Source organism: Streptomyces sp. NPDC001156, from assembly GCF_053598275.1.
Genome location: NZ_JBSFJX010000044.1, coordinates 1 through 21347 on the forward strand (window position 1 = coordinate 1; position 21347 = coordinate 21347).

General features: G+C 71.1%; 19 protein-coding genes and 1 pseudogene. 15 read left to right on the forward strand and 5 right to left on the reverse strand.

Features of this window, described 5'->3' with window-relative positions:
- The 4 genes and pseudogenes from ACWDA7_RS21685 to hutI form a co-directional block, all read left to right on the forward strand.
- A pseudogene (locus tag ACWDA7_RS21685) lies at positions 1–97 on the forward strand (DUF1775 domain-containing protein); the annotation flags it as partial.
- A 13-nt stretch (positions 98–110) separates the two neighbouring features.
- Positions 111–1292, forward strand: a complete 1182-nt coding sequence (locus ACWDA7_RS21690; protein ID WP_450605913.1) for an allantoate amidohydrolase — start codon at positions 111–113, stop codon at positions 1290–1292.
- A complete protein-coding gene (locus ACWDA7_RS21695; RefSeq protein ID WP_450605873.1) occupies positions 1289–2623 on the forward strand; it encodes a formimidoylglutamate deiminase in 1335 nt (444 codons plus the stop codon). Before ACWDA7_RS21690 ends, ACWDA7_RS21695 begins: the two co-directional genes overlap by 4 nt.
- A gap of 35 nt (positions 2624–2658) precedes the next feature.
- Complete coding sequence (hutI, locus tag ACWDA7_RS21700) at positions 2659–3867, forward strand: imidazolonepropionase (protein ID WP_450605874.1); 1209 nt, start codon at positions 2659–2661, stop codon at positions 3865–3867.
- 33 nt (positions 3868–3900) lie between these two features.
- On the opposite strand, the gene ACWDA7_RS21705 is transcribed toward hutI, so the two are convergent.
- Entirely contained in the window at positions 3901–5478 is a 1578-nt protein-coding gene (locus tag ACWDA7_RS21705) for a ricin-type beta-trefoil lectin domain protein (protein WP_450605875.1), read from the reverse strand.
- A gap of 235 nt (positions 5479–5713) precedes the next feature.
- The gene (locus ACWDA7_RS21710; RefSeq protein ID WP_450605876.1) at positions 5714–6652 is read right to left on the reverse strand and encodes an RNA polymerase sigma factor SigF; all 939 of its coding nucleotides are present in this window, start codon (positions 6650–6652) and stop codon (positions 5714–5716) included.
- 237 nt (positions 6653–6889) lie between these two features.
- On the opposite strand from ACWDA7_RS21710, the gene ACWDA7_RS21715 reads away from it, so the two are divergent.
- From ACWDA7_RS21715 to ACWDA7_RS21740, 6 genes are all read left to right on the forward strand, one after another.
- Positions 6890–7258, forward strand: a complete 369-nt coding sequence (locus tag ACWDA7_RS21715) for an STAS domain-containing protein (RefSeq protein WP_359409433.1) — start codon at positions 6890–6892, stop codon at positions 7256–7258.
- Between the two features lie 248 nt (positions 7259–7506).
- The gene (locus ACWDA7_RS21720) at positions 7507–8049 is read left to right on the forward strand and encodes an ATP-binding protein (protein ID WP_450605877.1); all 543 of its coding nucleotides are present in this window, start codon (positions 7507–7509) and stop codon (positions 8047–8049) included.
- 168 nt (positions 8050–8217) lie between these two features.
- Positions 8218–8898 (forward strand): LPXTG cell wall anchor domain-containing protein, encoded by a 681-nt coding sequence (locus ACWDA7_RS21725; RefSeq protein ID WP_450605878.1) that lies wholly within the window; start codon positions 8218–8220, stop codon positions 8896–8898.
- A gap of 84 nt (positions 8899–8982) precedes the next feature.
- Entirely contained in the window at positions 8983–9930 is a 948-nt protein-coding gene (locus tag ACWDA7_RS21730) for a hypothetical protein (RefSeq protein WP_450605879.1), read from the forward strand.
- Positions 9931–9950: 20 nt separating this feature from the next.
- Positions 9951–11003 (forward strand): hypothetical protein, encoded by a 1053-nt coding sequence (locus ACWDA7_RS21735; RefSeq protein ID WP_450605914.1) that lies wholly within the window; start codon positions 9951–9953, stop codon positions 11001–11003.
- Between the two features lie 68 nt (positions 11004–11071).
- Complete coding sequence (locus ACWDA7_RS21740) at positions 11072–12367, forward strand: hypothetical protein (RefSeq protein ID WP_450605915.1); 1296 nt, start codon at positions 11072–11074, stop codon at positions 12365–12367.
- Between the two features lie 69 nt (positions 12368–12436).
- Here ACWDA7_RS21740 and ACWDA7_RS21745 read toward each other — a convergent pair whose 3' ends face one another.
- Complete coding sequence (locus ACWDA7_RS21745; RefSeq protein WP_450605880.1) at positions 12437–13933, reverse strand: oligopeptide:H+ symporter; 1497 nt, start codon at positions 13931–13933, stop codon at positions 12437–12439.
- A gap of 564 nt (positions 13934–14497) precedes the next feature.
- On the opposite strand from ACWDA7_RS21745, the gene ACWDA7_RS21750 reads away from it, so the two are divergent.
- Positions 14498–15175 carry a response regulator transcription factor gene (locus tag ACWDA7_RS21750; protein WP_359403468.1) on the forward strand — a complete coding sequence of 226 codons (678 nt, stop codon included), beginning with the start codon at positions 14498–14500 and terminating at the stop codon, positions 15173–15175.
- 216 nt (positions 15176–15391) lie between these two features.
- The gene (locus ACWDA7_RS21755) at positions 15392–16672 is read left to right on the forward strand and encodes an ATP-binding protein (RefSeq protein WP_450605881.1); all 1281 of its coding nucleotides are present in this window, start codon (positions 15392–15394) and stop codon (positions 16670–16672) included.
- 347 nt (positions 16673–17019) lie between these two features.
- On the opposite strand, the gene ACWDA7_RS21760 is transcribed toward ACWDA7_RS21755, so the two are convergent.
- Positions 17020–17562 carry a GtrA family protein gene (locus ACWDA7_RS21760; RefSeq protein WP_450605882.1) on the reverse strand — a complete coding sequence of 181 codons (543 nt, stop codon included), beginning with the start codon at positions 17560–17562 and terminating at the stop codon, positions 17020–17022.
- Between the two features lie 251 nt (positions 17563–17813).
- Here ACWDA7_RS21760 and ACWDA7_RS21765 point away from each other — a divergent pair, with 251 nt between their 5' ends.
- From ACWDA7_RS21765 to ACWDA7_RS21775, 3 genes are read left to right on the forward strand one after another with little or no spacing between them, the layout of a single operon-like run.
- Positions 17814–18953, forward strand: coding sequence for a 5-(carboxyamino)imidazole ribonucleotide synthase (locus ACWDA7_RS21765; protein ID WP_450605883.1), 1140 nt, complete (start codon positions 17814–17816; stop codon positions 18951–18953).
- The gene (gene purE / locus ACWDA7_RS21770; RefSeq protein ID WP_359403456.1) at positions 18950–19477 is read left to right on the forward strand and encodes a 5-(carboxyamino)imidazole ribonucleotide mutase; all 528 of its coding nucleotides are present in this window, start codon (positions 18950–18952) and stop codon (positions 19475–19477) included. The genes ACWDA7_RS21765 and purE overlap by 4 nt, the downstream gene beginning before the upstream one ends.
- A gap of 4 nt (positions 19478–19481) precedes the next feature.
- Complete coding sequence (locus ACWDA7_RS21775; RefSeq protein ID WP_450605884.1) at positions 19482–20666, forward strand: dipeptidase; 1185 nt, start codon at positions 19482–19484, stop codon at positions 20664–20666.
- A 99-nt stretch (positions 20667–20765) separates the two neighbouring features.
- Here ACWDA7_RS21775 and ACWDA7_RS21780 read toward each other — a convergent pair whose 3' ends face one another.
- Positions 20766–21284, reverse strand: a complete 519-nt coding sequence (locus ACWDA7_RS21780) for a CbrC family protein (RefSeq protein ID WP_450605885.1) — start codon at positions 21282–21284, stop codon at positions 20766–20768.
- Positions 21285–21347 lie beyond the last annotated feature (63 nt).

A 21347-nucleotide genomic window follows, 5' to 3' on the forward strand; every position in this document is an offset into this window, starting at 1 on the left:
GACCACCACCAAGCTCAAGACACCGGTCAAGACGGACGACGGCACCATCACCGACGCCGTCTCCGAGATCACCTGGACCGGCGGCCGCATCCGGCCCAGCGGAAGGGCCGATCGGCCGCAGCTCCGCCTCCGGCGGCTACCGCCGCTTCGCCTGGACGCCCGTCGACGGTGAATGCCGGGCCTGGTTCGAGGAGCAGGCCCGCAGCCGGGGGCTCGGCTACGAGGTCGACCGCAACGGGAACCAGTGGGCCTGGCTCGGCGATCCCGCCGCGGGGGACGCCGTGGTCACCGGGTCGCATCTGGACTCCGTACCCGACGGCGGCGCCTTCGACGGGCCCCTCGGGGTGGTGTCCTCCTTCGCGGCCCACGACGAACTGCGCGACCGGGGCGTCGAGTTCACGAGGCCGCTCGCCATCGTCAACTTCGGGGACGAGGAGGGCGCCCGGTTCGGGCTCGCCTGTGTCGGGTCGCGGCTGGCCGCCGGGCAGCTCACCCGGGAGCAGGCGCACCGGCTGACCGACGGCGACGGCGTCACGCTGCCGAGGGCCATGGAGGCCGCCGGACACGACCCCGACGCCATCGGGCCGGACCCGGAGCGGCTCGGCCGCATCGGCGCGTTCGTCGAACTGCACGTCGAGCAGGGCCGCGCCCTCGACCTGAGCGGCGACCGGGTGGGCGTGGCCAGCGCCATCTGGCCGCACGGCCGGTGGCGGTTCGACTTCCGTGGCGAGGCCAACCACGCGGGGACGACCCGGCTCGTCGACCGCCGCGACCCCATGCTGCCGTACGCCGAGACCGTCCTCGCCGCCCGCCGCGAGGCCGCGCTCGCCGGTGCCGTCGCCACCTTCGGCAAGATCGCCGTCGAGCCCAACGGTGTCAACGCCATCCCCTCGCTGGTCCGTGGCTGGCTCGACTCCCGCGCCGCCGACCAGGAGAGCCTCGACATCGTCGTCGGCGGCATCGAGAAGGCGGCCCGTGAGCACGCCGACGCCCACGGGGTCGACCTCGACGTCGTCCGTGAGTCCTTCACGCCCGTCGTCGAGTTCGACCACGCCCTGCGCGACGAACTCGCGCGCATCCTCGGCAAGGACGCCGGCCTGACCGTTCCCGTCCTGGGTACCGGGGCCGGACACGACGCCGGGATCCTCTCCACGAGCATCCCGACCGCGATGCTGTTCGTGCGCAACCCCACCGGTGTGTCGCACTCCCCGGCCGAGTACGCCGCCGAGGACGACTGCCTGGCCGGGGTGACCGCACTCGCCGACGTACTGGAAGGGCTGATGTCCAGGTGACACGGACGTACTGGCTGGAGCACGCCTGGCTCGACCCGGTCGTCGAGCAGGGTGTGGCCCTCGATGTGGCGGACGGCCGCATCACCGCCGTCCACACTGACGTCGGCACGCCGCCCGCCGGCGCCGAGATCCTGCGCGGACTCACCCTCCCCGGGCTCGCCAACGCCCACTCGCACGCCTTCCACCGCGCCCTGCGCAGCACGGTCCAGGTCGGCTCCGGCACCTTCTGGACCTGGCGGGAGGGCATGTACGCGGTCGCCGACCGGCTGACCCCCGAGACGTACCACGCGCTCGCCCGCGCCGTGTACGCGGAGATGGCGCTGGCCGGGGTCACCGCCGTCGGCGAGTTCCACTATGTGCACCATGCCCCGGGCGGCACCCGGTACGCCGACCCCAACGCCATGGGCGAGGCCCTCATCGACGCCGCCGCCGAGGCCGGCATCCGCATCACCCTCCTGGACACCGCCTATCTGTCCTCCGGCTTCGGACAGCCGCCAAACGCCCACCAGATCCGCTTCTCCGACGGCACCGCGGACGCCTGGGCCGAACGCTGTTCAGTTCTCAAGGAACGGGATCACGCGCGGATCGGTGCGGCCATCCACTCCGTACGGGCCGTGCCCGCGGGGGAGTTGGCCACGGTGGCGCGCTGGGTCGAGGAGCGGCGGGCCCCGCTGCATGTGCACCTGTCCGAGCAGACGGCGGAGAACGACGCCTGCCTGGAGGCCCACGGCTGCACCCCCACGCGCCTCCTGGCCGACCACGGTGTCCTCGGGCCGCGCACCACCGGCGTCCACAACACGCATCTCACCGACGAGGACATCCGGCTGATCGGCTCCACCGGCACGGGCACCTGTATGTGCCCGACCACCGAACGCGACCTCGCCGACGGCATCGGCCCGGCCAAGGCCCTGCAGGCGGCCGGCTCCCCGCTCTCCCTGGGCTCCGACAGCCACGCCGTGATCGACCTCCTGGAGGAGGCGCGCGCGATGGAGCTGAACGAGCGGCTGCGCACCCGTACGCGCGGGCACTGGACGGCCGCGGCCCTGCTGCGCGCCGCCTCCGAGGACGGGCACGCGGCACTCGGCTGGCAGGACGCGGGCGTCCTGGAGCCCGGCGCACTCGCCGACTTCACGACGATCGCGCTCGACTCGGTCAGGACCGCGGGGCCGCTGCCCCGGCAGGGCGCCGAGACGGCCGTATTCGCCGCGACGGCAGCGGATGTGCGCCATACGGTCGTGGGCGGGCGCCATGTCGTACGCGACGGGGTGCACACGCTCGTACCGGATGTGCCGCGGGCGCTGGCGGACGCCGTCGAAGCCCTGCGTGCCTGACGCCCACCACCGGCCCGGCCACCCACGAGGAAACCATGAGCAGCACGGTCATCACGAACATCGCCAGCCTGGTCACCAACGATCCCTCCCTCGGACGGGGGTCCCCCGGCTCGGGCACATCCGAGAACGGGGGAGCCTCCCCCCTCGGACTGATCCAGGACGCGGCCGTCGTCGTCGACGGCGACCGCGTCGCCTGGATCGGTGAGTCAAGCCAAGCACCCGCCACTGACAACCGGGTCGACGCGGGCGGCCGGGCGGTGATCCCGGGCTTCGTGGACTCCCACTCGCACCTCGTCTTCGCGGGCGACCGCACGCAGGAGTTCAACGCCCGTATGTCGGGCCGCAGCTACTCGGCGGGCGGCATCCGGACCACGGTGGCCGCGACCCGGGCGGCGACGGACGCGGACCTCGAGGCCAATCTCGTCCGCTACCTCGCCGAGGCCCTCCGCCAGGGCACCACCACCTTCGAGACCAAGTCCGGCTACGGCCTGACGGTCGAGGACGAGGCGCGCGCCCTGCGCATCGCCTCCGCGCACACGGACGAGGTCACCTATCTCGGCGCCCATGTCGTCTCCCCGGACCACGCCGACGACCCGGCCGCGTACGTGGCACTGGTCACCGGCGAGATGCTCGACGCGTGCGCCCCGTACGCCCGGTGGATCGACGTCTTCTGCGAGAAGGGCGCCTTCGACGGCGACCAGGCCCGCGCGATCCTGACCGCCGGCAAGGAGAAGGGCCTGCACCCGCGCATCCACGCCAACCAGCTCTCGTACGGTCCCGGAGTGCAGCTCGCCGTCGAACTCGACGCGGCCAGCGCCGATCACTGCACGCATCTGACGGACGCCGACGTGGACGCGCTCGCCAACGGCCGGACGGTCGCCACGCTTCTGCCCGGCGCCGAGTTCTCGACCCGCGCGCAGTGGCCCGACGCCCGTCGTCTGCTGGACGCGGGGGTGACGGTGGCCCTGTCGACGGACTGCAACCCGGGTTCGTCCTTCACGTCCTCAGTGCCGTTCTGCATCGCACTGGCCGTCCGGGACATGCACATGACCCCCGACGAGGCGGTCTGGTCGGCCACGGCGGGAGGAGCCGAGGCCCTGCGCCGCACGGACATCGGCCGTCTCACCCCGGGGGCGTACGCGGACCTGGCGATCCTTGACGCCCCGAGCCATGTCCACCTGGCGTACCGGCCGGGGGTACCGCTGGTCACCGAGGTGTGGCGGCGCGGCAGGCGCGTGGTCTGACCGGGCGCGCGCCCCGGCCGCGGTCGCCGTCGGTCAGGGGGCGCCCGCCCGCCAGCGCTGGTCCGCGCCTCCGGTCAGCGGGTCCAGCGACAGGCTGTCGTCGTCGTGCGCGGTGAGCGCCGTCTCGACGGCGATGGCCGGGCGGATGACACCGTCGCTGCCCACGGCGAACTTGAGGTTCTGGCCGTTGGAGCCGTAGACCGAGTGGCAGGTCCAGATGCCGACGCCGTTGTAGACGGAGCCGCGGCTGTCCAGGCAGTAGTCGGGGTCAGCCGCGGACTGCACGACACCGCGTTCCGAGTCGACGCGCCACCGCTGGCTGGGGGAGGACGTGCAGCGGACCATGACCACGTCCGTGCCGTTGTCGAAGTCTCCGGCGACCTCCAGGCACAGACCCGAGGCGGTATTCACCATCTGGGCGAAGGAGCCGTTCGGCGCGTGCGCCGTCGGGGTCGGCTTCGGCGACGGCTTCGGCGGCTTCGAAGTCCGCGAGGGAGAAGGTGACTTGGGGGTCGGCGTGGGTGTGGGGGTGGGGGAGGCCGTCGGCGACGTGGAAGGGTGCACCGAGACCGTCGCGGTGACCGTCACCGCCGGTGGGACGGCCGGAGGGCTGACGGAGGCGCCGGCCGCACTCTGGTCCGGTGAGCCACCCGAGGACAGCAGGAAGATCACCAGCGGCGCCAGTGCCAGTCCGAGAGCCGTGGAGGCCAGGGCGAGCCGGCGGTTCTGCGGCCAGGCGGGCCGCCCTGTCGCGGCCGTGACGCCGAGCGGCTCGCTCGTGCCGTTCCCGATGTACGCCGTGCCGCCCCATGGCAACAGGCCATCGGCCAGCGTGCCACGTGGGTTCTCCCGCAGAGCGGTGAGTTCTTCGTAGGCGGCCGTGCAGTACGCGCAGTGCGCCATATGGGCGTACAGATCGGCGCTGTAACGGGGGCTGTCCGGCCGTACCGACTCCTCGATCAGCCGCCGGAAGTCGCCGCAGCGCGGATCGTCGGATGCGGCGAGGCGCATTCTCAGACAGGCCTGCACCATGGATTGGAGGGCCTGTCCGACGCCGTACTCGACGTCCTGGACCCGGAGGCCGAGGAAACCCGCCGTCCTCGCCGCGGGCTCCTGTTCCACGAGGCCGTACCAGATCAGGCCCTGGGTGCGGGACGGAAGGGACTGGAACGCCGCGAGCATCGGCGGGACGGGACTCTTCGGCCCGGCTGTGTTCAGCACCAGGAGCAAACCGGGGTCGAGGCCCGCGGCCCGCTCGTCGGCGGCCCAGGCCAGCGCCAGCCTGGCGGTCAGCAGCAGGAGCCGGTGCCGCCAGGGGACGCCCGGGTCGACGCCGCGCGCTGTTTCGCGGGTCGCCGCGGTGAAGGCCTGTCCGGCCAGCTGCCGCGCGACCGTTTCGCTTGTGGTGCACAGCCGTGCGTAGGCGAGGACCGGGGCCCGGTGGCGGGCGCGCAGTTCCTGCAGTGCCGTGTACGAGGTCGCGGTGTCCGCCCGCAGCAACTCGGTGAGCCGTGTGTCGGACGGACCCGTGGGTGTCTCACCCCTGTCGTCCGCCGCGGATGTCCCGCCCGCGGCTTCGGCCTCGTTGCCCGTCCCGTCGGACCGAGCCATCCACCTGCCTCCTCGCACCCGCGCGGCGCAGTTCGCCGCTCCGCTGACTTACCGGCCAGTTTGGGGGTGACCCATAGTGGAGGACTGTGGCCCGCGGGGAAAGAGGTTTCCCCTGGTAACCAAGAGGTGGAAGTGAGTCCGTGACGTGCGTCGGGGATGTCCTGGCGGGTCCTCAACATGCGTCCGTCCGGCGCCGATTGGGGCGCCGGACGGAGACATCACGTCAGGTGGGCCGTCACTCCTCGACCGTGAGACCCTTCCGCAGCCGTCCCAGAGTGCGGGTCAGCAGGCGGGACACATGCATCTGCGAGATGCCGAGTTCCTCGCCGATCTCCGACTGCGTCATGTTGGCGACGAAGCGCAGAGACAGGATCTTGCGGTCGCGCGGCGTGAGTTCGGCGATCAGCGGCTTCAGCGACTCGATGTACTCGATGCCCTCGAGCCCGTTGTCCTCGTAGCCGATGCGGTCCGAGAGCGCGCCCTCGGAGTCGTCCTCCTCGGGCTGGGCGTCGAGGGAGCTCGCGGTGTAGGCGTTGGAGGCCGCCATGCCCTCGACGACCTCGTCGTTCGAGATACCGAGGCGCTCCGCCAGCTCGGTCACCGTGGGTGCGCGATCGAGCTTCTGGGCGAGTTCGTCGCCGGCCTTGGCCAGGTCGAGCCGGAGTTCCTGGAGCCGGCGCGGGACCCGCACCGACCACGAGGTGTCGCGGAAGAAGCGCTTGATCTCGCCGATGATCGTCGGCATCGCGAAGGTGGGGAACTCCACACCGCGGCTGAGTTCGAAGCGGTCGATGGCCTTGATCAGGCCGATCGTGCCGACCTGGATGATGTCCTCCATCGGCTCGCTGCGCGTGCGGAAGCGGGAGGCGGCGAACTTCACCAGGGCCAGGTTCAGTTCCACGAGCGTGTTGCGTACGTACGAATATTCGTGCGTGCCTTCTTCGAGCGACTCCAGCCGTTCGAAGAGCGTCTTGGAGAGGGCCCGCGCGTCCACCGCTCCCACCTCGTCGTACGGGGGGATCTCCGGGAGGCCGTACAGGCCGTCGGGCTCGGAGAGACCGTCGAAGCGGGCGAGGTCATGGGTGCCGTCGTGATCCGGTCGTTCCAGGGGGGTTGTCGACGTCGCCCTCTGGGTCTGCGATGCGTCGAGCCGGGGTGACATGATGTCCTCCATCGTTCTCGGCATATGGCTGCCGATGCCAACTACTGCACTGCGGTGTGCGGCGCCTCCGAAGCCGGCCGTGTCGAATGGCTGTCCCTCTAGCCCTACCTGCTTTCGCGAGTCGACCGCAAGTGCTTTCTGTGATGAAATGTCCGAATTGGAAGGGTTGTTCGGGTGTTGAGAGCCGTTTGGAAGGCGTAGTGTTCGAGAGCGTCCACCAACAGGCACGAAGGTCGGGAGAGAGACGGCATGGACCGCGGGACGGTCGGCAGCGCACAGTCGGGCCGGCTTCTGGTCGAGGTGCGGCAGGAGGGCACGAGCGCCGTCGTGACCCCGGCGGGTGAGCTGGATCACCACACCGCCGATCTGCTGCGCGAGCCACTCGAGGACTGCCTCGAGAAGGGGTTCGCGCGCCTTGTCGTGGACTGTTCACGGCTGGAGTTCTGTGACTCCACCGGGCTGAACGTGCTGCTCGCCGCCCGGCTGAAGGCCGAGGCCGCGGGCGGCGGTGTCCATCTGGCGGGAATGCTGCCCGTCGTGGCCCGGGTCTTCGAGATCACCGGGGCGGACGCCGTCTTCGCCGTCCACGACACGCTGGACGCGGCTCTGGCCGAGTAGAGCGGGCGGGGGCTCAGATGTCACTGTGTGACCGGTGCGTTACGCGCGTCACAGTTTCCCGGCCGAATCCATGGGTGTTCCAGCGGCCCGGTCGGGCAGGAGACATGCTGAATATGTCGGCAGCCAGGGCGAAAGCCGCACACGGAGAGCCCCGTACGAACAGCGCAAGCAACTACCGACGGTGACCCCCGTCGGCCCCGTACTGAGTCTTGAATCGTGAACTGGTGAATCGGTGAGGTGAAGCGCTGATGAGCACCACCCGGCCCTACTCGCCGGGCGACCGCGGCCCCGAGCCCAGCGGCGCTTCCGGAACCCCCGCGCAGGGTCCGTCCGCCGGGGGTGCCTCCTCGGGCACACCCGAGGAGGGGGCGCCACCCCCGGGCCGGCAGATGCGCAGGATGAGCTTCGAGGGAGAGAGCGGCGTCGTCCCGCTCGCCCGCGACTTCACCCGCCAGGCGCTCTACGCATGGGGCTGGCTGCCCGCCGGCAGCGCCGACCAGCGTGCCGCGGCCGAGGATGTGCTGCTCGTCGTCTCCGAGCTCGTCACCAACGCGTGTCTGCACGCCGAGGGGCCGGAGGAGCTGTGGATCTCGTGTGACAGGAAGGTGCTTCGCGTCGAGGTCTCCGACCGCGGTGCGGGCCAGCCCACACCGCGCACCCCGCACCGCGCCGGCCGCCCCGGAGGGCACGGGATGTTCATCGTGCAGCGGCTCTGCCTCGACTGGGGGGTCGTGCGCTCACCGGGGGTCGCGGGCAAGAGAGTGTGGGCGGAGCTCGGCGCTCCCGCCTAGCGCTTACCGTCGGTCACCGCAGTTCGAACCCTCCTTCGCACGTCACTCCCGACATCACTTCTCGCCCACCGGATCGCCATGGATCCGGTGCGCACTGTGTCTTCCCTCTGCAGGGCCCCGGGCGTACCTTGACGGCCGATCTGATGTGCCGTCAGGAATGAGGGGACCGTGTCGTACCACAAGCGAACCGTCGCGGTCGCGTCCGCCGCTGCCCTGGCCGGCTCGGCGGTGCTGCTGACCGCCCCCGTGGCCCGGGCCGAGGTCGTCGACGTCAACTACCAGTGCAAGACGCCGATCGGCGCCAAGAGCGCCGTCTCGCCCATCGACATCAAGGCCGTCAAGAACGGCAGCGCCTACAGGATCACGATGTCCTGGCAGAAGGGCGTCTCCTCCAGCCCGGTCGAACTGGGCAAGGGCGCGATGAACCCGAGCGCGACCATCGATCTGGGCGGCGCCGAGAGCGGCACCATGTCGGTGGCGGGCCCGGCCAACCAGGCGGCCATCCCGGCCAACACCCCGATCAAGATCAACGACTTGAGCGGGACGTACACCCCGAAGAAGACCGGCAAGGTCACCTTCACCGCCGGTGTGCTCACCATCAAGGCGCTCGGCACGACGACCACGTGCACGCCCGCCGGCCATCCGGGGCCGTCGCTGACCCTCGACGTCACGGCGGCGGGCGGTGGCTCCGCGGGCTCGGCCCCGAGTGGGGACTCCGCCGGACAGCTTCCGCAGACCGGCCCCGAGGACTCCGCGATCGCTCTGGGCACCTTCGGCGGGACGGTCCTGCTCGCGGGTGCGGCCGGGGTGCTTTGGCTGACACGCCGGAACCAGGCGGTACGCCGCTGAGGCGTACCCCGGTCCCGTACCCGCCGCCCACCGTCCCTGCGAAGCGCTGCGCGCACCTCCCCCCTTTCGCCCCGGGAGCCGCCGATGCCGTACCTCCGCCACGTCCTCCGCCTCTCCGTCGCCGCCCTGGCACTGCTGGGTCTCGCACCCGGCGCGAGCGCCGACGGCGGGTGGTCCGTCGCGCCCGCGACGGGCGGCGCGGGCGGGCGGCCGTACGTCTACGCGGAGGGGGAACCGGGATCGGTCCTGCAGGACGCGGTGTCGGTGCTCAATCCGGGCCGCGGGCCGCTGACCGTCCGGCTGAGCGGGGCCGACGCCGGCGACACCGCGCAGGCCGGCTCCACGGCGCGTACGAGGCCCGTGGAGGCCGGAGCGTGGCTCAGGTTCGCGCGTACGACAGGAGGGCGCAGGGTCGCCGCGCACACGGTCTCGGTCACGGTCCCCGCCCGCACCCGTGCCGACGTGCCGTTCTCGGTGACGGTGCCCACGGACGCAGCCCCCGGCGACCACGCGGCCGCGATCCTGGCGACCGCGGACGGCCGCACGTCCGCGGTCCGTCTCCGGCTCCGCGTGCGGGGACCCGTGTTGTCCGCGGTGACCGTCGAGCACGTGCGGGTGCACGGCGGACGCATCGCGTACGCGTTGGTCAACCGCGGCACCACCGTGCTCGCCCCGAGGCTTGCGGTACATGCCGACGGGATCCTCGGCCCGGTCCTCGACCGCGCCCCGCGCGCGCTGCCTCTCGAACTGCCTCCGGGCCACCGGGTCCGGCTCACCGAACCCTGGCCGCACCACCCGGTGTTCGACTTCGTGAAGGTGCGACTCACCGTCACGGCGGCGGGCGCGGCGTCCGGTTCGGCGTCCGCGTCGGCATGGTTCGTGCCCTGGGGGGCGATGGCCTGGACGGCCGGCGGGCTGCTCGCGGCCCTGGGCGCCGGTGTGGCCGTACGACATCGCGGGCGCCGCCGGGCGGACCGCGAGACGGATGACCGGACGTGTACGGACGCCGAGTTGACGGGAGCGGTGACGTGAAGGGGCGGATCCCGGCGCTGATGGCGGCCCTCGTGCTCGTCCTTGCGCCCCTGTCGGCTCCCGCCTGGGACGCGGACAAACCGGCTGTCGAACTGTCCGCGTCCCAAGCCGGGACGGGGGGTTCGATCACCGTGAGCGGCAGCGGGTGGCGGCCCAGGACCCTGCTGATGATCCTGATCTGCGGGCGGTCCGTGCCCTCCCGGGGGGTGATCGGCGGCACCAACTCCTGCGCCAACGCGGACGGAAAGGCCGTCACGACCGACCCCCAGGGCGCCTTCCGCAGACAGCTGCCGGTGGCCGAGCCACCTGTGCCGTGCCCCTGCGTGGTGCACGTCGCCACCGTCACCGGGGCGAAGGCGGACGTCGACGCGATCTTCCAGGTCGCGGGCCACCCCGTGGAGCCGTTGCCCGCCGAGCCCGCCACCGGGCGCCTCGCGGTGCTGACGGACACCCGCCTGGACGGCACCGGCGGCCTGCTGACCTGGTTCGGGGCACCGCCCGCCCGCACGCTCGTCTTCACCGTGGGCAACGTCGGCTCCTCGCCGGTCAAGGACCCCGTCTTCCGGGTCGGCACCGCCCACGGCGTGTTCGCCCCGCAGTGGGACGAACAGCAGTGGCACGGCGCCGTCGCGCCGGGGCACAAAGCGCGGATCGAGCTGCCGGTGGAGCTGTCGGCGGGGGCCCACGGCGACTACACGGTCTCGCTGGAGTACGGCGGCAAGGTCCTCGCCGAACAACCGTGGGGCGTCGGCCGCCCCTGGGGCGTGACCCTCTTCTGGATCCTGCTCTGCGTGGTCGTCCCGGCCGCCTTCTTCCGCATCGGCATGGCCGTCGTGGACCGGGTGAGGCCGCGCGGAACGGCGAGGCAGACGGCGGGCCCACGGACCCTGCGGCTGCCCCAATTCACCCTGCGCAAGCCGGGGCCGGACGTCTCCTCGCCCGCCCCGGCCACCTCCGTCACTTCGGCCCTGCCGTGGTTCACCCCGGACACCGGTCCGGGTACCGCGGTGAACGGTCGGCTCTCCGCACCGCAACAGAACAGTCCGACGACCCCGACGAAGGGAAACACGTGAGCGCGCAACGGAGAGCCCTTGCGGCAGGGGGCAGGAACAGGAGGGCGGGCGCGGCCGGTCTGGCGCTGATGCTGGGCGGGGCAGGTGTCCTGCTCGGTGTGGCGGCCGCACCCGCACAGGCCGCCGAGGTGGCCTACAAGACCGAGTGCATCCCGCCCGCGATCTCGGGCCTGCCGCCGGTCGAGGGCACCACCAAGGTGCAGATCACGGCGCCCGCCGAGGCGAAGGTGGGCGACGAGGTGACCGTCACCTGGAAGTTCGTGCAGGCCGCCGCCAGGAACCCCGATGTGCTCGACCTGGGCCAGGACACCGTCAAGCCCACGGGGACGCTGAAGGCGGGCGGCGCACAGACCGCGGACATCGCGATGGAGGGCCCGCGGTCGAACCCCGCGATCCCGAAGAACAGCGACATGAAGCTGTCCGACATGACGGGCAAGGTGAAGCTGACCGCGGCCGGAGAGGTGACGCTCACACCGGACGCGTACAACGTCAACGTCAACAAGCCCATCTCGACCGACACCAAGTGCACGCCGAAGGAGATGGTGCAGCCGGCGGCGACCATCAAGGTGACCGACGGCGGCGGCTCGGGCGGCCAGCCGACGATCAACCCCACCTTGCCGACGGGGCTGCCGACGCTGCCGACGAACCTGCCGACCGGCCTGCCCACCGGCTCCTCCCCGTCCACATCCACACCGACGGCGAGCGCGAGCGAGACCGGCGGGAACGGCGGTGACTCCGGCACCGGCGGGCAGAGTGACTTCACCGGCAAGGAGGTCCAGGTCCCGTACGCCTGCAAGACGCCCATCGGCGACAAGAACGCCACGTCACCGGTGCAGATCAACGCCAAGAAGGACGGCGGGAACTTCGCTCTCACGGTCCAGTTCAAGAAGTCGGTGATGAACAGCCCGGCGGACATTCCCAAGGGCTCGGTCAAACCGTCGATGGAGGTCGTGCTGGGCGGCGCGGACAAAGGCACCGTCCATGTCGAGGGCCCGGTGAACGCGAACGACATCAAGTCGGGCGACCCGATCGAGATCCCGGACCTGACGGGCACCTACAAGCCGGGGGCGAGCGGGCAGTCGACGCTGTCGCCCGGTGTGCTGACCATCAAGGCCCTCGGTACGACCACGACCTGCACGCCGACGAAGACCGAGGTGTCGCTGACCCTCGACACCTCGCAGCAGCCGGGCGGGGCGTCCGGCGGCACGTCGACATCGGGAGGAACCTCCGCGGGAACCTCGGGCGGCCTGGCACAGACGGGCGCGGAGGACCACGGCGCCCTGAAGGCGCTGGGCCTGGTGGCCGGGACGGCGATCCTGCTGGGCGGGGCGGTCTTCACGTTCCTGCCCCGGCGCGCCCGCTGACCCGGGTGAACGGCGGAGGGCCGCCGCACCCCCATGGGTGCGGCGGCCCTCCGGAAGCCGGGACCGACGTCAGTGCACGTCGCCCATGAGCTCCTTGACCTTCTTGCGGTACATCACCACCGCGACACCCGCGACCACGGCGATCGCGGCCTCCAGGGTCACGATGCCCGTCGTGTTCAGGTCGACACCCGCGATGGAGAGCAGACCGGTCGTGGCGTCACCGGCGGTGACGGCCAGGAACCAGACACCCATCATCTGGGAGGCGTACTTCGCCGGAGCCATCTTCGTGGTGACGGAGAGGCCGACCGGGGACAGCGTCAGCTCACCGACGGTCTGCACGAAGTAGATCGCGACCAGCCACAGCGCCGCGGCCTTGTGGCCGCCGTCGGCGATCCCCAGCGGGGCGAGGAACAGGAAGAAGGACGCACCGATCAGGACCAGACCCGAGGCGAACTTCACCGCCGTGCTCGGCTCCTTGCCGCGCCGGTTCAGCGACAGCCACATCCAGGCGAAGACCGGGGCCAGCGCCATGATCATGACCGGGTTGACCGACTGATACCAGGAGACGGGGAAGTCCCAGCCGAAGATCGTGTTCTTGGCCGAGGAGTCGGCGAAGATCGACAGGGTCGAGCCACCCTGGTCGTAGATCATCCAGAACACGGCGGCGGCCACGAAGAACCAGATGTAGGCGGTCATCTTGGACTGCTCGACGCGGTCCAGGTCCTTGTCCCGCTTGATCCGCGCGATCACCATGATCGGAATGACCAGACCGGCGACGGTGATCGGGACCAGCAGCCAGTTCAGCGTGTAGACACCGGAGAAGCCGACGATCGCGTAGAAGACGACCGCGATGGCCGCCCAGATCGCCGACTTGCGCAGCGTCGAGGCCTTCTCCGCGGCGGTCAGCGGCGTCGGGACCTCCTTCGAGCGCTCGCTCAGGTGACGGCCGCCGAGCAGGTACTGGCCGAGGCCGAGCGCCATGCCGAGCGCGGCGAGCGCGAAGCCCAGGTGCCAGTTGACGTTCTCACCGACGGTGCCGATGACCAGCGGCGCGGCGAAGGCGCCCAGGTTGATGCCGACGTAGAAGATCGTGAAGCCACCGTCGCGGCGCGCGTCGTCCGGGCCCTCGTAGAGGTGGCCGACCATCGTCGAGATGTTGGCCTTCAGCAGACCTGAGCCGATGGCGACGAGGCCGAGACCGGCGTAGAACGTGCCGGCCGACGGCAGGGCCAGGGTGAGGTGGCCCAGCATGATGACAAAGCCGGCCACGGCGACCGTCTTGCGCGGGCCGAGGACGCGGTCGGCGAACCAGCCGCCCGGTAGGGCGAGCAGGTACACGAGCGACACGTACACCGAGTAGATCGCGGTCGCGGTGGCCGCGTTCAGGTGCAGGCCGCCGGGGGCGACCAGGTACAGCGGGAGCAGGGCCCTCATTCCGTAGTAGGAGAACCTCTCCCACATCTCGGTCATGAAGAGAGTGGCCAGTCCGCGGGGGTGGCCGAAGAAGGTCTTCTCGGGACCGGGGGTGCCCGGGCGGACCGAGTCCTTCGTCAGGCTGGACGCCATGGTCGTTCCTTGCTGTCGGGGCGTGCACGTGGGGTCCCCTGCTCGATCGAGGCCGAGGCTCGGGGGTCGCATGCCCGATGGGGCGGCCGGCACCGGCGGGATCGGTCGTCCACCTCACGCCCACGAGGTGTCCGCTCCAGGTCACGGAGCGCCGGACGTCGACCACCGGGATCCACGCCTCTACGCGCGTCAACGCGCCGAGGCCCGGCCACAGGTCATTCCTTCGAAGGCTGGAGGGGGACCAGCCCGCACGCGAAAGAGACCTTCAGCGTCATGTATCCGCCAAAGGTCCCTCATGGTGCTACAGGCGTTCCGGTCACCATACGTCATCGCACTGCCGGACACGAAAGGACTTGAGACACGGATCACAGGTGACGCGGGAACCGCAAGGAGCATTCCAAGGCGCAAGCGGCGGGCGGGCCTCTGACACGAAAAGGCCGACTCCGCTCCGTGATCGCGGACGGCGCGGGCGCATCATGGCAGCCGAAGGTAAGAATCCGCTTGCGTTGATCACACCTGCGATCACACCTCTGCTCCTGTCGTCGGCGGACTACCATCACCCCCATGACCCGTGTACTGCTCGCCGAGGACGACGCGTCCATCTCGGAGCCGCTGGCCCGTGCCCTGCGCCGGGAGGGTTACGAGGTCGAAGTGCGCGAAGACGGACCCACCGCGCTCGACGCCGGCATGCAGGGCGGTGTCGACCTTGTCGTGCTCGACCTCGGGCTCCCCGGCATGGACGGCCTGGAGGTGGCCCGTCGGCTGCGCGCCGAGGGCCACACCGTGCCGATCCTCATCCTGACCGCGCGTGCCGACGAGGTGGACACCGTCGTCGGACTCGACGCGGGCGCCGACGACTACGTCACCAAGCCCTTCCGGCTCGCCGAGCTGCTCGCCCGGGTCCGGGCGCTGCTGCGGCGCGGCTCCAGCGAGCCGTCGCAGCCGCCCGCCACGCACGGGGTGCGCATCGACGTCGAGTCGCACCGGGCGTGGATGGGGGACGAGGAGCTGCAGCTGACCGCCAAGGAGTTCGACCTGCTGCGCGTCCTCGTCCGGGACGCGGGCCGGGTCGTCACCCGCGACCAGCTGATGCGCGAGGTCTGGGACACGACGTGGTGGTCGTCGACCAAGACGCTGGACATGCACATCTCCTGGCTGCGCAAGAAGCTGGGCGACGACGCGGCGAACCCGCGGTACATCGCGACGGTACGGGGCGTGGGCTTCCGCTTCGAGAAGAACTAGGCGCCGCCGGGGCAGCCCGGCCGAAGGCGTCCGCGGCGCGCAGGCGCTACGCGTGTCACACCGCGACGGTCCGTGTGGTGCGGAGCGTGCGACCGCGCGCCGTCGACGGCCGGTCGCGCGGTTCCCCGCGCTCTTCGGCGCATGCCTCCCCACCACGGGGTGCCGACCGTGCCCGAGGCACACTGGTCGTCGTAAAGCCACCGCCCGGAGGGCCCCGTGCGTCGTCGTCTCATCCAGTCCACCCTCGCGGTCGTCCTTGTGGTGATCGCCGTCTTCGGGGTCTCCCTCGTGATCGTCGAGACCCGGACGATCAGCAACAGCGCCCAGGAGCGCGTCGACTCGGAGGCACTGCGGCTCGCCAGCATCGTGGACAGCAGGCTCCTCGGCGACGAGAAGGTCACTCCCCCGGTCTTCAAGGCCCAGGTCACCGGTGACAGGTACGCGGTGATCGACATCCCCGGCCAGCCTGTCATCCGGGTCGGCGCCAAGCCCACGGCCGACGTGATCCACTCCACCGCCAAGGGCGAGGAGGGCGAGACCGTCCGCGTCGAGGAACCCCGCTCCGCGGTCACCCGGGAAGTCGGCCGTACGCTGCTGATCATCGCCCTGGTCGCGCTGCTCGCGATCATCGCCGCGGTGCTGCTCGCCGTGCGTCAGGCCAATCGCCTCGCCTCCCCGCTCACCGATCTCGCCGAGACCGCGGAGCGCCTCGGCTCCGGTGATCCGCGACCTCGTCACAAGCGCTACGGCGTCCCCGAGCTGGACCGGGTCGCCGACGTCCTCGACTCCTCGGCGGAGCGGATCGCCCGCATGCTCACGGCCGAGCGGCGTCTGGCGGCCGACGCCTCCCACCAGCTGCGCACGCCCCTCACCGCGCTCTCCATGCGCCTGGAGGAGATCACCCTCACCGACGACCCGGACACGGTGAAGGATGAGGCGACCATCGCGCTCACCCAGGTGGAGCGGCTCACGGACGTCGTGGAACGGCTGCTCACCAACGCCCGGGACCCGCGTACCGGGTCCGCCGTCTCCTTCGACCTCGACGAGGTCATCCAGCAGCAGCTCGCCGAGTGGCGCCCCGCCTACCGCAGTGCGGGCCGTGCCATCGTCAGCTCCGGCAAACGGCATCTGCGGGCGGTGGGAACCCCGGGGGCGGTCGCCCAGGTGCTGGCCGCGCTGATCGAGAACTCCCTCATGCACGGCGGCGGCACGGTCGCCCTGCGCACCCGCGTGACCGGCAACCAGGCGGTGGTGGAGGTCACCGACGAAGGCCCGGGCGTGCCCACGGAACTGGGCTCCCGCATCTTCGAGCGCACGATCAGCGGCCGCAACTCCACGGGCATCGGCCTTGCGGTCGCCCGTGACCTCGCGGAGGCCGACGGAGGCCGTCTGGAGATGCTTCAGGCCAAGCCACCGGTCTTCGGCCTGTTCCTGTCCCGCACGCCGCTACGGGTGCCCCCGACGGACGACGACGGGACGGAGTCGACAGTCCGGTAGTAGACGCCGCCGGGCGGTGGGGGACGGTATCGCCGGGCCGGGTGCGGGATGCCCCGCAGGGGCCGCTGGGCGGGCGGTGGGGCGGCTTGCGCGCGGGGGTCGCCGGGCGGCCGTGGGCCGGGATATGCGGGGCCGGCTGGTGTCCGTACGGGGCCGGGCCGAGGTGCGTAGCGGAGGGCCTGGCGGGGCTCGGAACGGACGGCGGGCGGGGCTGGGACGCGCGGGGCCCGGCGAGCGGTCCGGGGGACGTGGCGTCGTCGGTGGCCCAGTGGCCCGGTGGGGCAGGCGGTGGGTGGCCGAGAGGCCGGAGGCCGGCCCGTGAGGGTGTGCGTAGGGTGATGGCCCGTTCAGCGGTTGACGCGCTGCTGCTGCCGGCGCTGGCGCTCCGCCGCCTCGAGTATCGACTCCGCTCCGGCCACGGCCTCACCGGCCGGCAGCGCCTTGAAGACCCAGGAGCGGTACGACCAGAAGCGGAACAGCGTGCCGAGGCCGATGCCGAGGAACTTGAAGATGTTGCTCTGCAGCGGGCTGTCCCAGCCGAACCCGTACGTCGCCACGTACAGCACGCCGTTCTCGATCACCAGGCCCGCCGCGCTGAACAGCAGGAACAGCGTCATCTCACGGGTGCGGCCGCTCTTGTCCCGGTCCCGGTAGGTGAAGTAGCGGAACCCGATGTAGTTGAAGATGATCGCGACGATCGTGGCGACGATGCTGGCTCGGACCACCTGGAGACCGGTGACGTGCCGCACCAGGTTGAACACGAGGAGGTTGACCAGCAACCCCGCGCCGCCGACCGCGCCGAACTTGGCGATCTCGCGCATCAGCTGATCGAACCGCCGGCGCACAGTGCTCTCAGGTTTGACCTTCAGGCCTGTGGAACCACTGCCCATCGTGTTGCCAGCCCCCGTCGCTCGTCCTGATCGGTCGTGTCGGTCCATCGCATCGGCCGGTCGGCAGGTTGCGCCGAGCGGTTCCGTCAACCCCGCCATGCTAACCAGCGGTCGTGAGCCCTGCCCGTGGACCAGTTCATGAGGACGGAAAGAAAGCTCTCACCAGCAGTGTTCCCAGTCGCCTCACACAGCCCACAAAGGGCGAAAAGGGCGGAAACCGGCCGCGGCGGCGCGGCCGATACCCTGGGTGCGTGACATTCCCGGTAGTCGGCATGGTCGGCGGTGGCCAGCTCGCTCGTATGACCCACGAGGCGGGCATCCCGCTCGGCATCAGGTTCAAGCTCCTCAGTGACACCCCTCAGGACTCCGCGGCGCAGGTCGTCAATGACGTCGTCATCGGCGACTACCGCGACCTGGAGACGCTGCGGGCCTTCGCGCGGGGCTGTGACGTGATCACCTTCGATCACGAGCACGTGCCCACCGAGCACCTGCGGGCCCTGGAGGCGGACGGCATCCCCGTGCGCCCCGGCCCGGCGGCGCTTGTGCACGCTCAGGACAAGGGCGTGATGCGCGCGAAGCTCGACGCGATCGGGGTGCCCTGCCCGCGCCACCGGATCGTGGGTGACCCGGAGGACGTCGCCGCCTTCGCGGCGGAGGGCGACGGTTTCCCGGTCGTCCTGAAGACCGTCCGGGGCGGCTACGACGGCAAGGGCGTGTGGGTCGTGCGGTCCGCCGAGGAGGCCGCCGAGCCGTTCCGCGCCGGTGTGCCCGTCCTCGCCGAGGAGAAGGTCGACTTCGTACGTGAGCTGGCCGCCAACGTCGTACGGTCGCCGCACGGCCAGGCCGTGGCCTACCCCGTGGTCGAGTCACAGCAGGTCAACGGGGTCTGCGACACCGTGATCGCACCGGCTCCCGGCCTCGAGGACGAGCTGGCGCTCAAGGCCGAGGAACTGGCGCTGACGATCGCCAAGGAGCTCGGCGTCGTCGGTCACCTGGCCGTCGAGCTGTTCCAGACCCGCGACGGCCGCATCCTCGTCAACGAGCTCGCGATGCGCCCGCACAACTCGGGTCACTGGACCCAGGACGGCTCGATCACCTCGCAGTTCGCCAACCACGTCCGGGCGGTCCTCGATCTGCCGCTCGGCGACCCGCGTCCGCGCGCCAAGTGGACCGTGATGGTGAACGTGCTGGGCGGCGACTACCCCGACATGTACTCCGCGTACCTGCACTGCATGGCCCGCGACCCCCAGCTCAAGATCCACATGTACGGCAAGGACGTGAAACCCGGCCGCAAGGTCGGGCACGTCAACACCTACGGCGACGACCTGGACGACGTGCTGGAGCGCGCCCGTCACGCTGCCGGCTACCTGAGAGGCACCATCACCGAATGAGCCCTGTTGTTGGCATCGTCATGGGGTCGGACTCCGACTGGCCCGTCATGGAGGCCGCCGCCAAGGCCCTCGACGAGTTCGAGATCGAGTACGAGGTCGACGTCGTCTCCGCGCACCGCATGCCGCGCGAGATGATCACGTACGGCGAGCACGCCGCGGACCGCGGTCTGAAGGTGATCATCGCGGGAGCCGGCGGTGCCGCGCACCTGCCCGGCATGCTCGCCTCCGTCACCCCGCTGCCCGTCATCGGCGTCCCCGTCCCGCTGAAGTACCTGGACGGCATGGACTCGCTGATGTCGATCGTGCAGATGCCCGCCGGTGTGCCGGTGGCGACGGTCTCGGTGGGCGGTGCCCGCAACGCAGGGCTGCTCGCGGCGCGCATCCTGGCCGCGCACGACGAGGAACTCCTCGGGCGGATGCGGGACTTCCAGCAGGACCTGCGCGACCAGGCCGCCGAGAAGGGCAAGCGCCTGCGCTCCAAGGTCGAGGGATCGGCGGGCTTCGGCTTCGGCTCGGGGAAGTGACGCGATGACCCCGCCTTCCCTGGAGGCAGCCCGGGAGCTGCTCCGTGCGTTCCCGGTCGTCGACGGGCACAACGACCTGCCCTGGGCGCTGCGTGAGCAGGTCGGCTACGACCTGGCCGCCCGCGACATCGCCCACCACCAGAACGAGCACCTGCACACCGACCTGCCGCGGCTTCGCGAGGGCGGGGTCGGCGCGCAGTTCTGGTCGGTGTACGTGCGCAGCGATCTGCCCGACCCGGTGCCCGCGACACTCGAACAGATCGACTGTGTACGGCAGTTGACCGAGCGCTATCCGTCGGACCTGCGCCGGGCGCTGACGGCGGCCGACATGGAGGCGGCGCGCGCGGACGGCCGCATAGCGTCCCTCATGGGCGCGGAGGGCGGCCACTCGATCGCGAATTCCCTCGGCACCCTGCGCGGGCTGTACGAGCTGGGCGTGCGGTACATGACCCTCACCCACAACGACAACGTCGCCTGGGCGGACTCGGCGACCGACCGGCCGGTGGCGGGCGGCCTCTCGAACTTCGGCCGTGAGGTCGTGCGCGAGATGAACCGCCTCGGCATGCTGGTCGACCTCTCGCACGTGGCGGTGACGACGATGCGGGACGCGCTGGACACCACGGAGTCTCCGGTGATCTTCTCGCACTCCTCCGCCCGCGCGGTGTGCGACCACCCGCGCAACATCCCCGACGACATCCTCGAGCGCCTGCCCGCCAACGGCGGGGTGGCGATGGTGACGTTCGTGCCGAAGTTCGTGCTCCAGGGCGCGGTCGACTGGACAGTCGCGGCGGACGAGAACATGCGCGCGCACGGCTTCCACCACCTCGACACGACCCCGCAGGCGATGAAGGTCCACCGGGCCTTCGAGGAGCGGCATCCGCGCCCGGTCGCCACGGTCTCGACGGTCGCCGACCACCTGGACCACATGCGCGAGGCGGCGGGCGTCGACCACCTCGGCATCGGTGGCGACTACGACGGCACGGCCTTCACTCCGGACGGACTCGGCGATGTCTCGGGCTACCCGAACCTGATCGCCGAACTGCTCGACCGCAGCTGGTCCACATCCGACCTGGCCAAGCTGACCTGGCAGAACGCGGTACGGGTGGTGAGCGCGGCCGAGGACGTGGCCCGCGACCTCCAGGGCAAGCGCAGCCCTTCGAACGCGAAGCTGGAAGAGCTGGATCGCTGAACCGACGGGCGCGCGCCGCGGCCCGCACCCGTCTCACGCCGTCGGTGGGGTGCGGATCCGTTCCGGGCAGCCGGTGCGGATCCGCACCCCACCGGGCCGTCAGGTGTAGTCGGCGTACGCCAGGTGCCTCGCACAGGTGCGGCAGCGGAACAGATACGCGGTGGGCTGTCCGTCGGCGTCCAGGGACGCGAAGAACGTCTCGCCGAGGGTCTCGCGGAGGCTCTCCGCGGCGTCCGGGTGGTTCCTGAGCTCCTTGGTGCCCGCACGGCCGAGATAGGTCGCCGCGTCCCCGCAGTGCGTCAACCAGCGCTCCTGCTGCCAGCCGGAGAAGCCCGGGGTGCGCCGCTCCACGGTGTGGACCACCGACCTCGGTGCGTCACCCGTCACCTCGGTGAACTGCGCCTCGAAGCGCTCCGCCGCGCTGCCGTCCGCGATGCACCAGGGGCACAGCTCGGCGCGGATGTCCGCGACCGCGTAGACGGGGCCCACGTACACATACCCGCGCCGGAGCCCGCAGCACAGGCACTCGGTGTCCCCGGTGACCACCGAGCCGGTGGCCAGGGGGTCCGGGTGGTACGGGAAGGACGGCAGTTCCGCCGTTGTCGCCGGATGGTTCATGTCCCCACCCTGCCGTATCAAGGAAAGGGGCACCCCTGAGGGTGCCCCGGAACCTCCCGCGCG

Coding starts and splice junctions, on each gene's coding strand:
- hutI (WP_450605874.1), top strand. CDS start 2,659: ATGAGCAGCACGGTCATCACGAACATCGCCAGCCTGGTCACCAACGAT.
- ACWDA7_RS21705 (WP_450605875.1), bottom strand. CDS start 5,478: ATGGCTCGGTCCGACGGGACGGGCAACGAGGCCGAAGCCGCGGGCGGG.
- ACWDA7_RS21710 (WP_450605876.1), bottom strand. CDS start 6,652: ATGGAGGACATCATGTCACCCCGGCTCGACGCATCGCAGACCCAGAGG.
- ACWDA7_RS21715 (WP_359409433.1), top strand. CDS start 6,890: ATGGACCGCGGGACGGTCGGCAGCGCACAGTCGGGCCGGCTTCTGGTC.
- ACWDA7_RS21720 (WP_450605877.1), top strand. CDS start 7,507: ATGAGCACCACCCGGCCCTACTCGCCGGGCGACCGCGGCCCCGAGCCC.
- ACWDA7_RS21730 (WP_450605879.1), top strand. CDS start 8,983: ATGCCGTACCTCCGCCACGTCCTCCGCCTCTCCGTCGCCGCCCTGGCA.
- ACWDA7_RS21735 (WP_450605914.1), top strand. CDS start 9,951: ATGGCGGCCCTCGTGCTCGTCCTTGCGCCCCTGTCGGCTCCCGCCTGG.
- ACWDA7_RS21740 (WP_450605915.1), top strand. CDS start 11,072: ATGCTGGGCGGGGCAGGTGTCCTGCTCGGTGTGGCGGCCGCACCCGCA.
- ACWDA7_RS21745 (WP_450605880.1), bottom strand. CDS start 13,933: ATGGCGTCCAGCCTGACGAAGGACTCGGTCCGCCCGGGCACCCCCGGT.
- ACWDA7_RS21750 (WP_359403468.1), top strand. CDS start 14,498: ATGACCCGTGTACTGCTCGCCGAGGACGACGCGTCCATCTCGGAGCCG.
- ACWDA7_RS21760 (WP_450605882.1), bottom strand. CDS start 17,562: ATGGGCAGTGGTTCCACAGGCCTGAAGGTCAAACCTGAGAGCACTGTG.
- purE (WP_359403456.1), top strand. CDS start 18,950: ATGAGCCCTGTTGTTGGCATCGTCATGGGGTCGGACTCCGACTGGCCC.
- ACWDA7_RS21775 (WP_450605884.1), top strand. CDS start 19,482: ATGACCCCGCCTTCCCTGGAGGCAGCCCGGGAGCTGCTCCGTGCGTTC.
- ACWDA7_RS21780 (WP_450605885.1), bottom strand. CDS start 21,284: ATGAACCATCCGGCGACAACGGCGGAACTGCCGTCCTTCCCGTACCAC.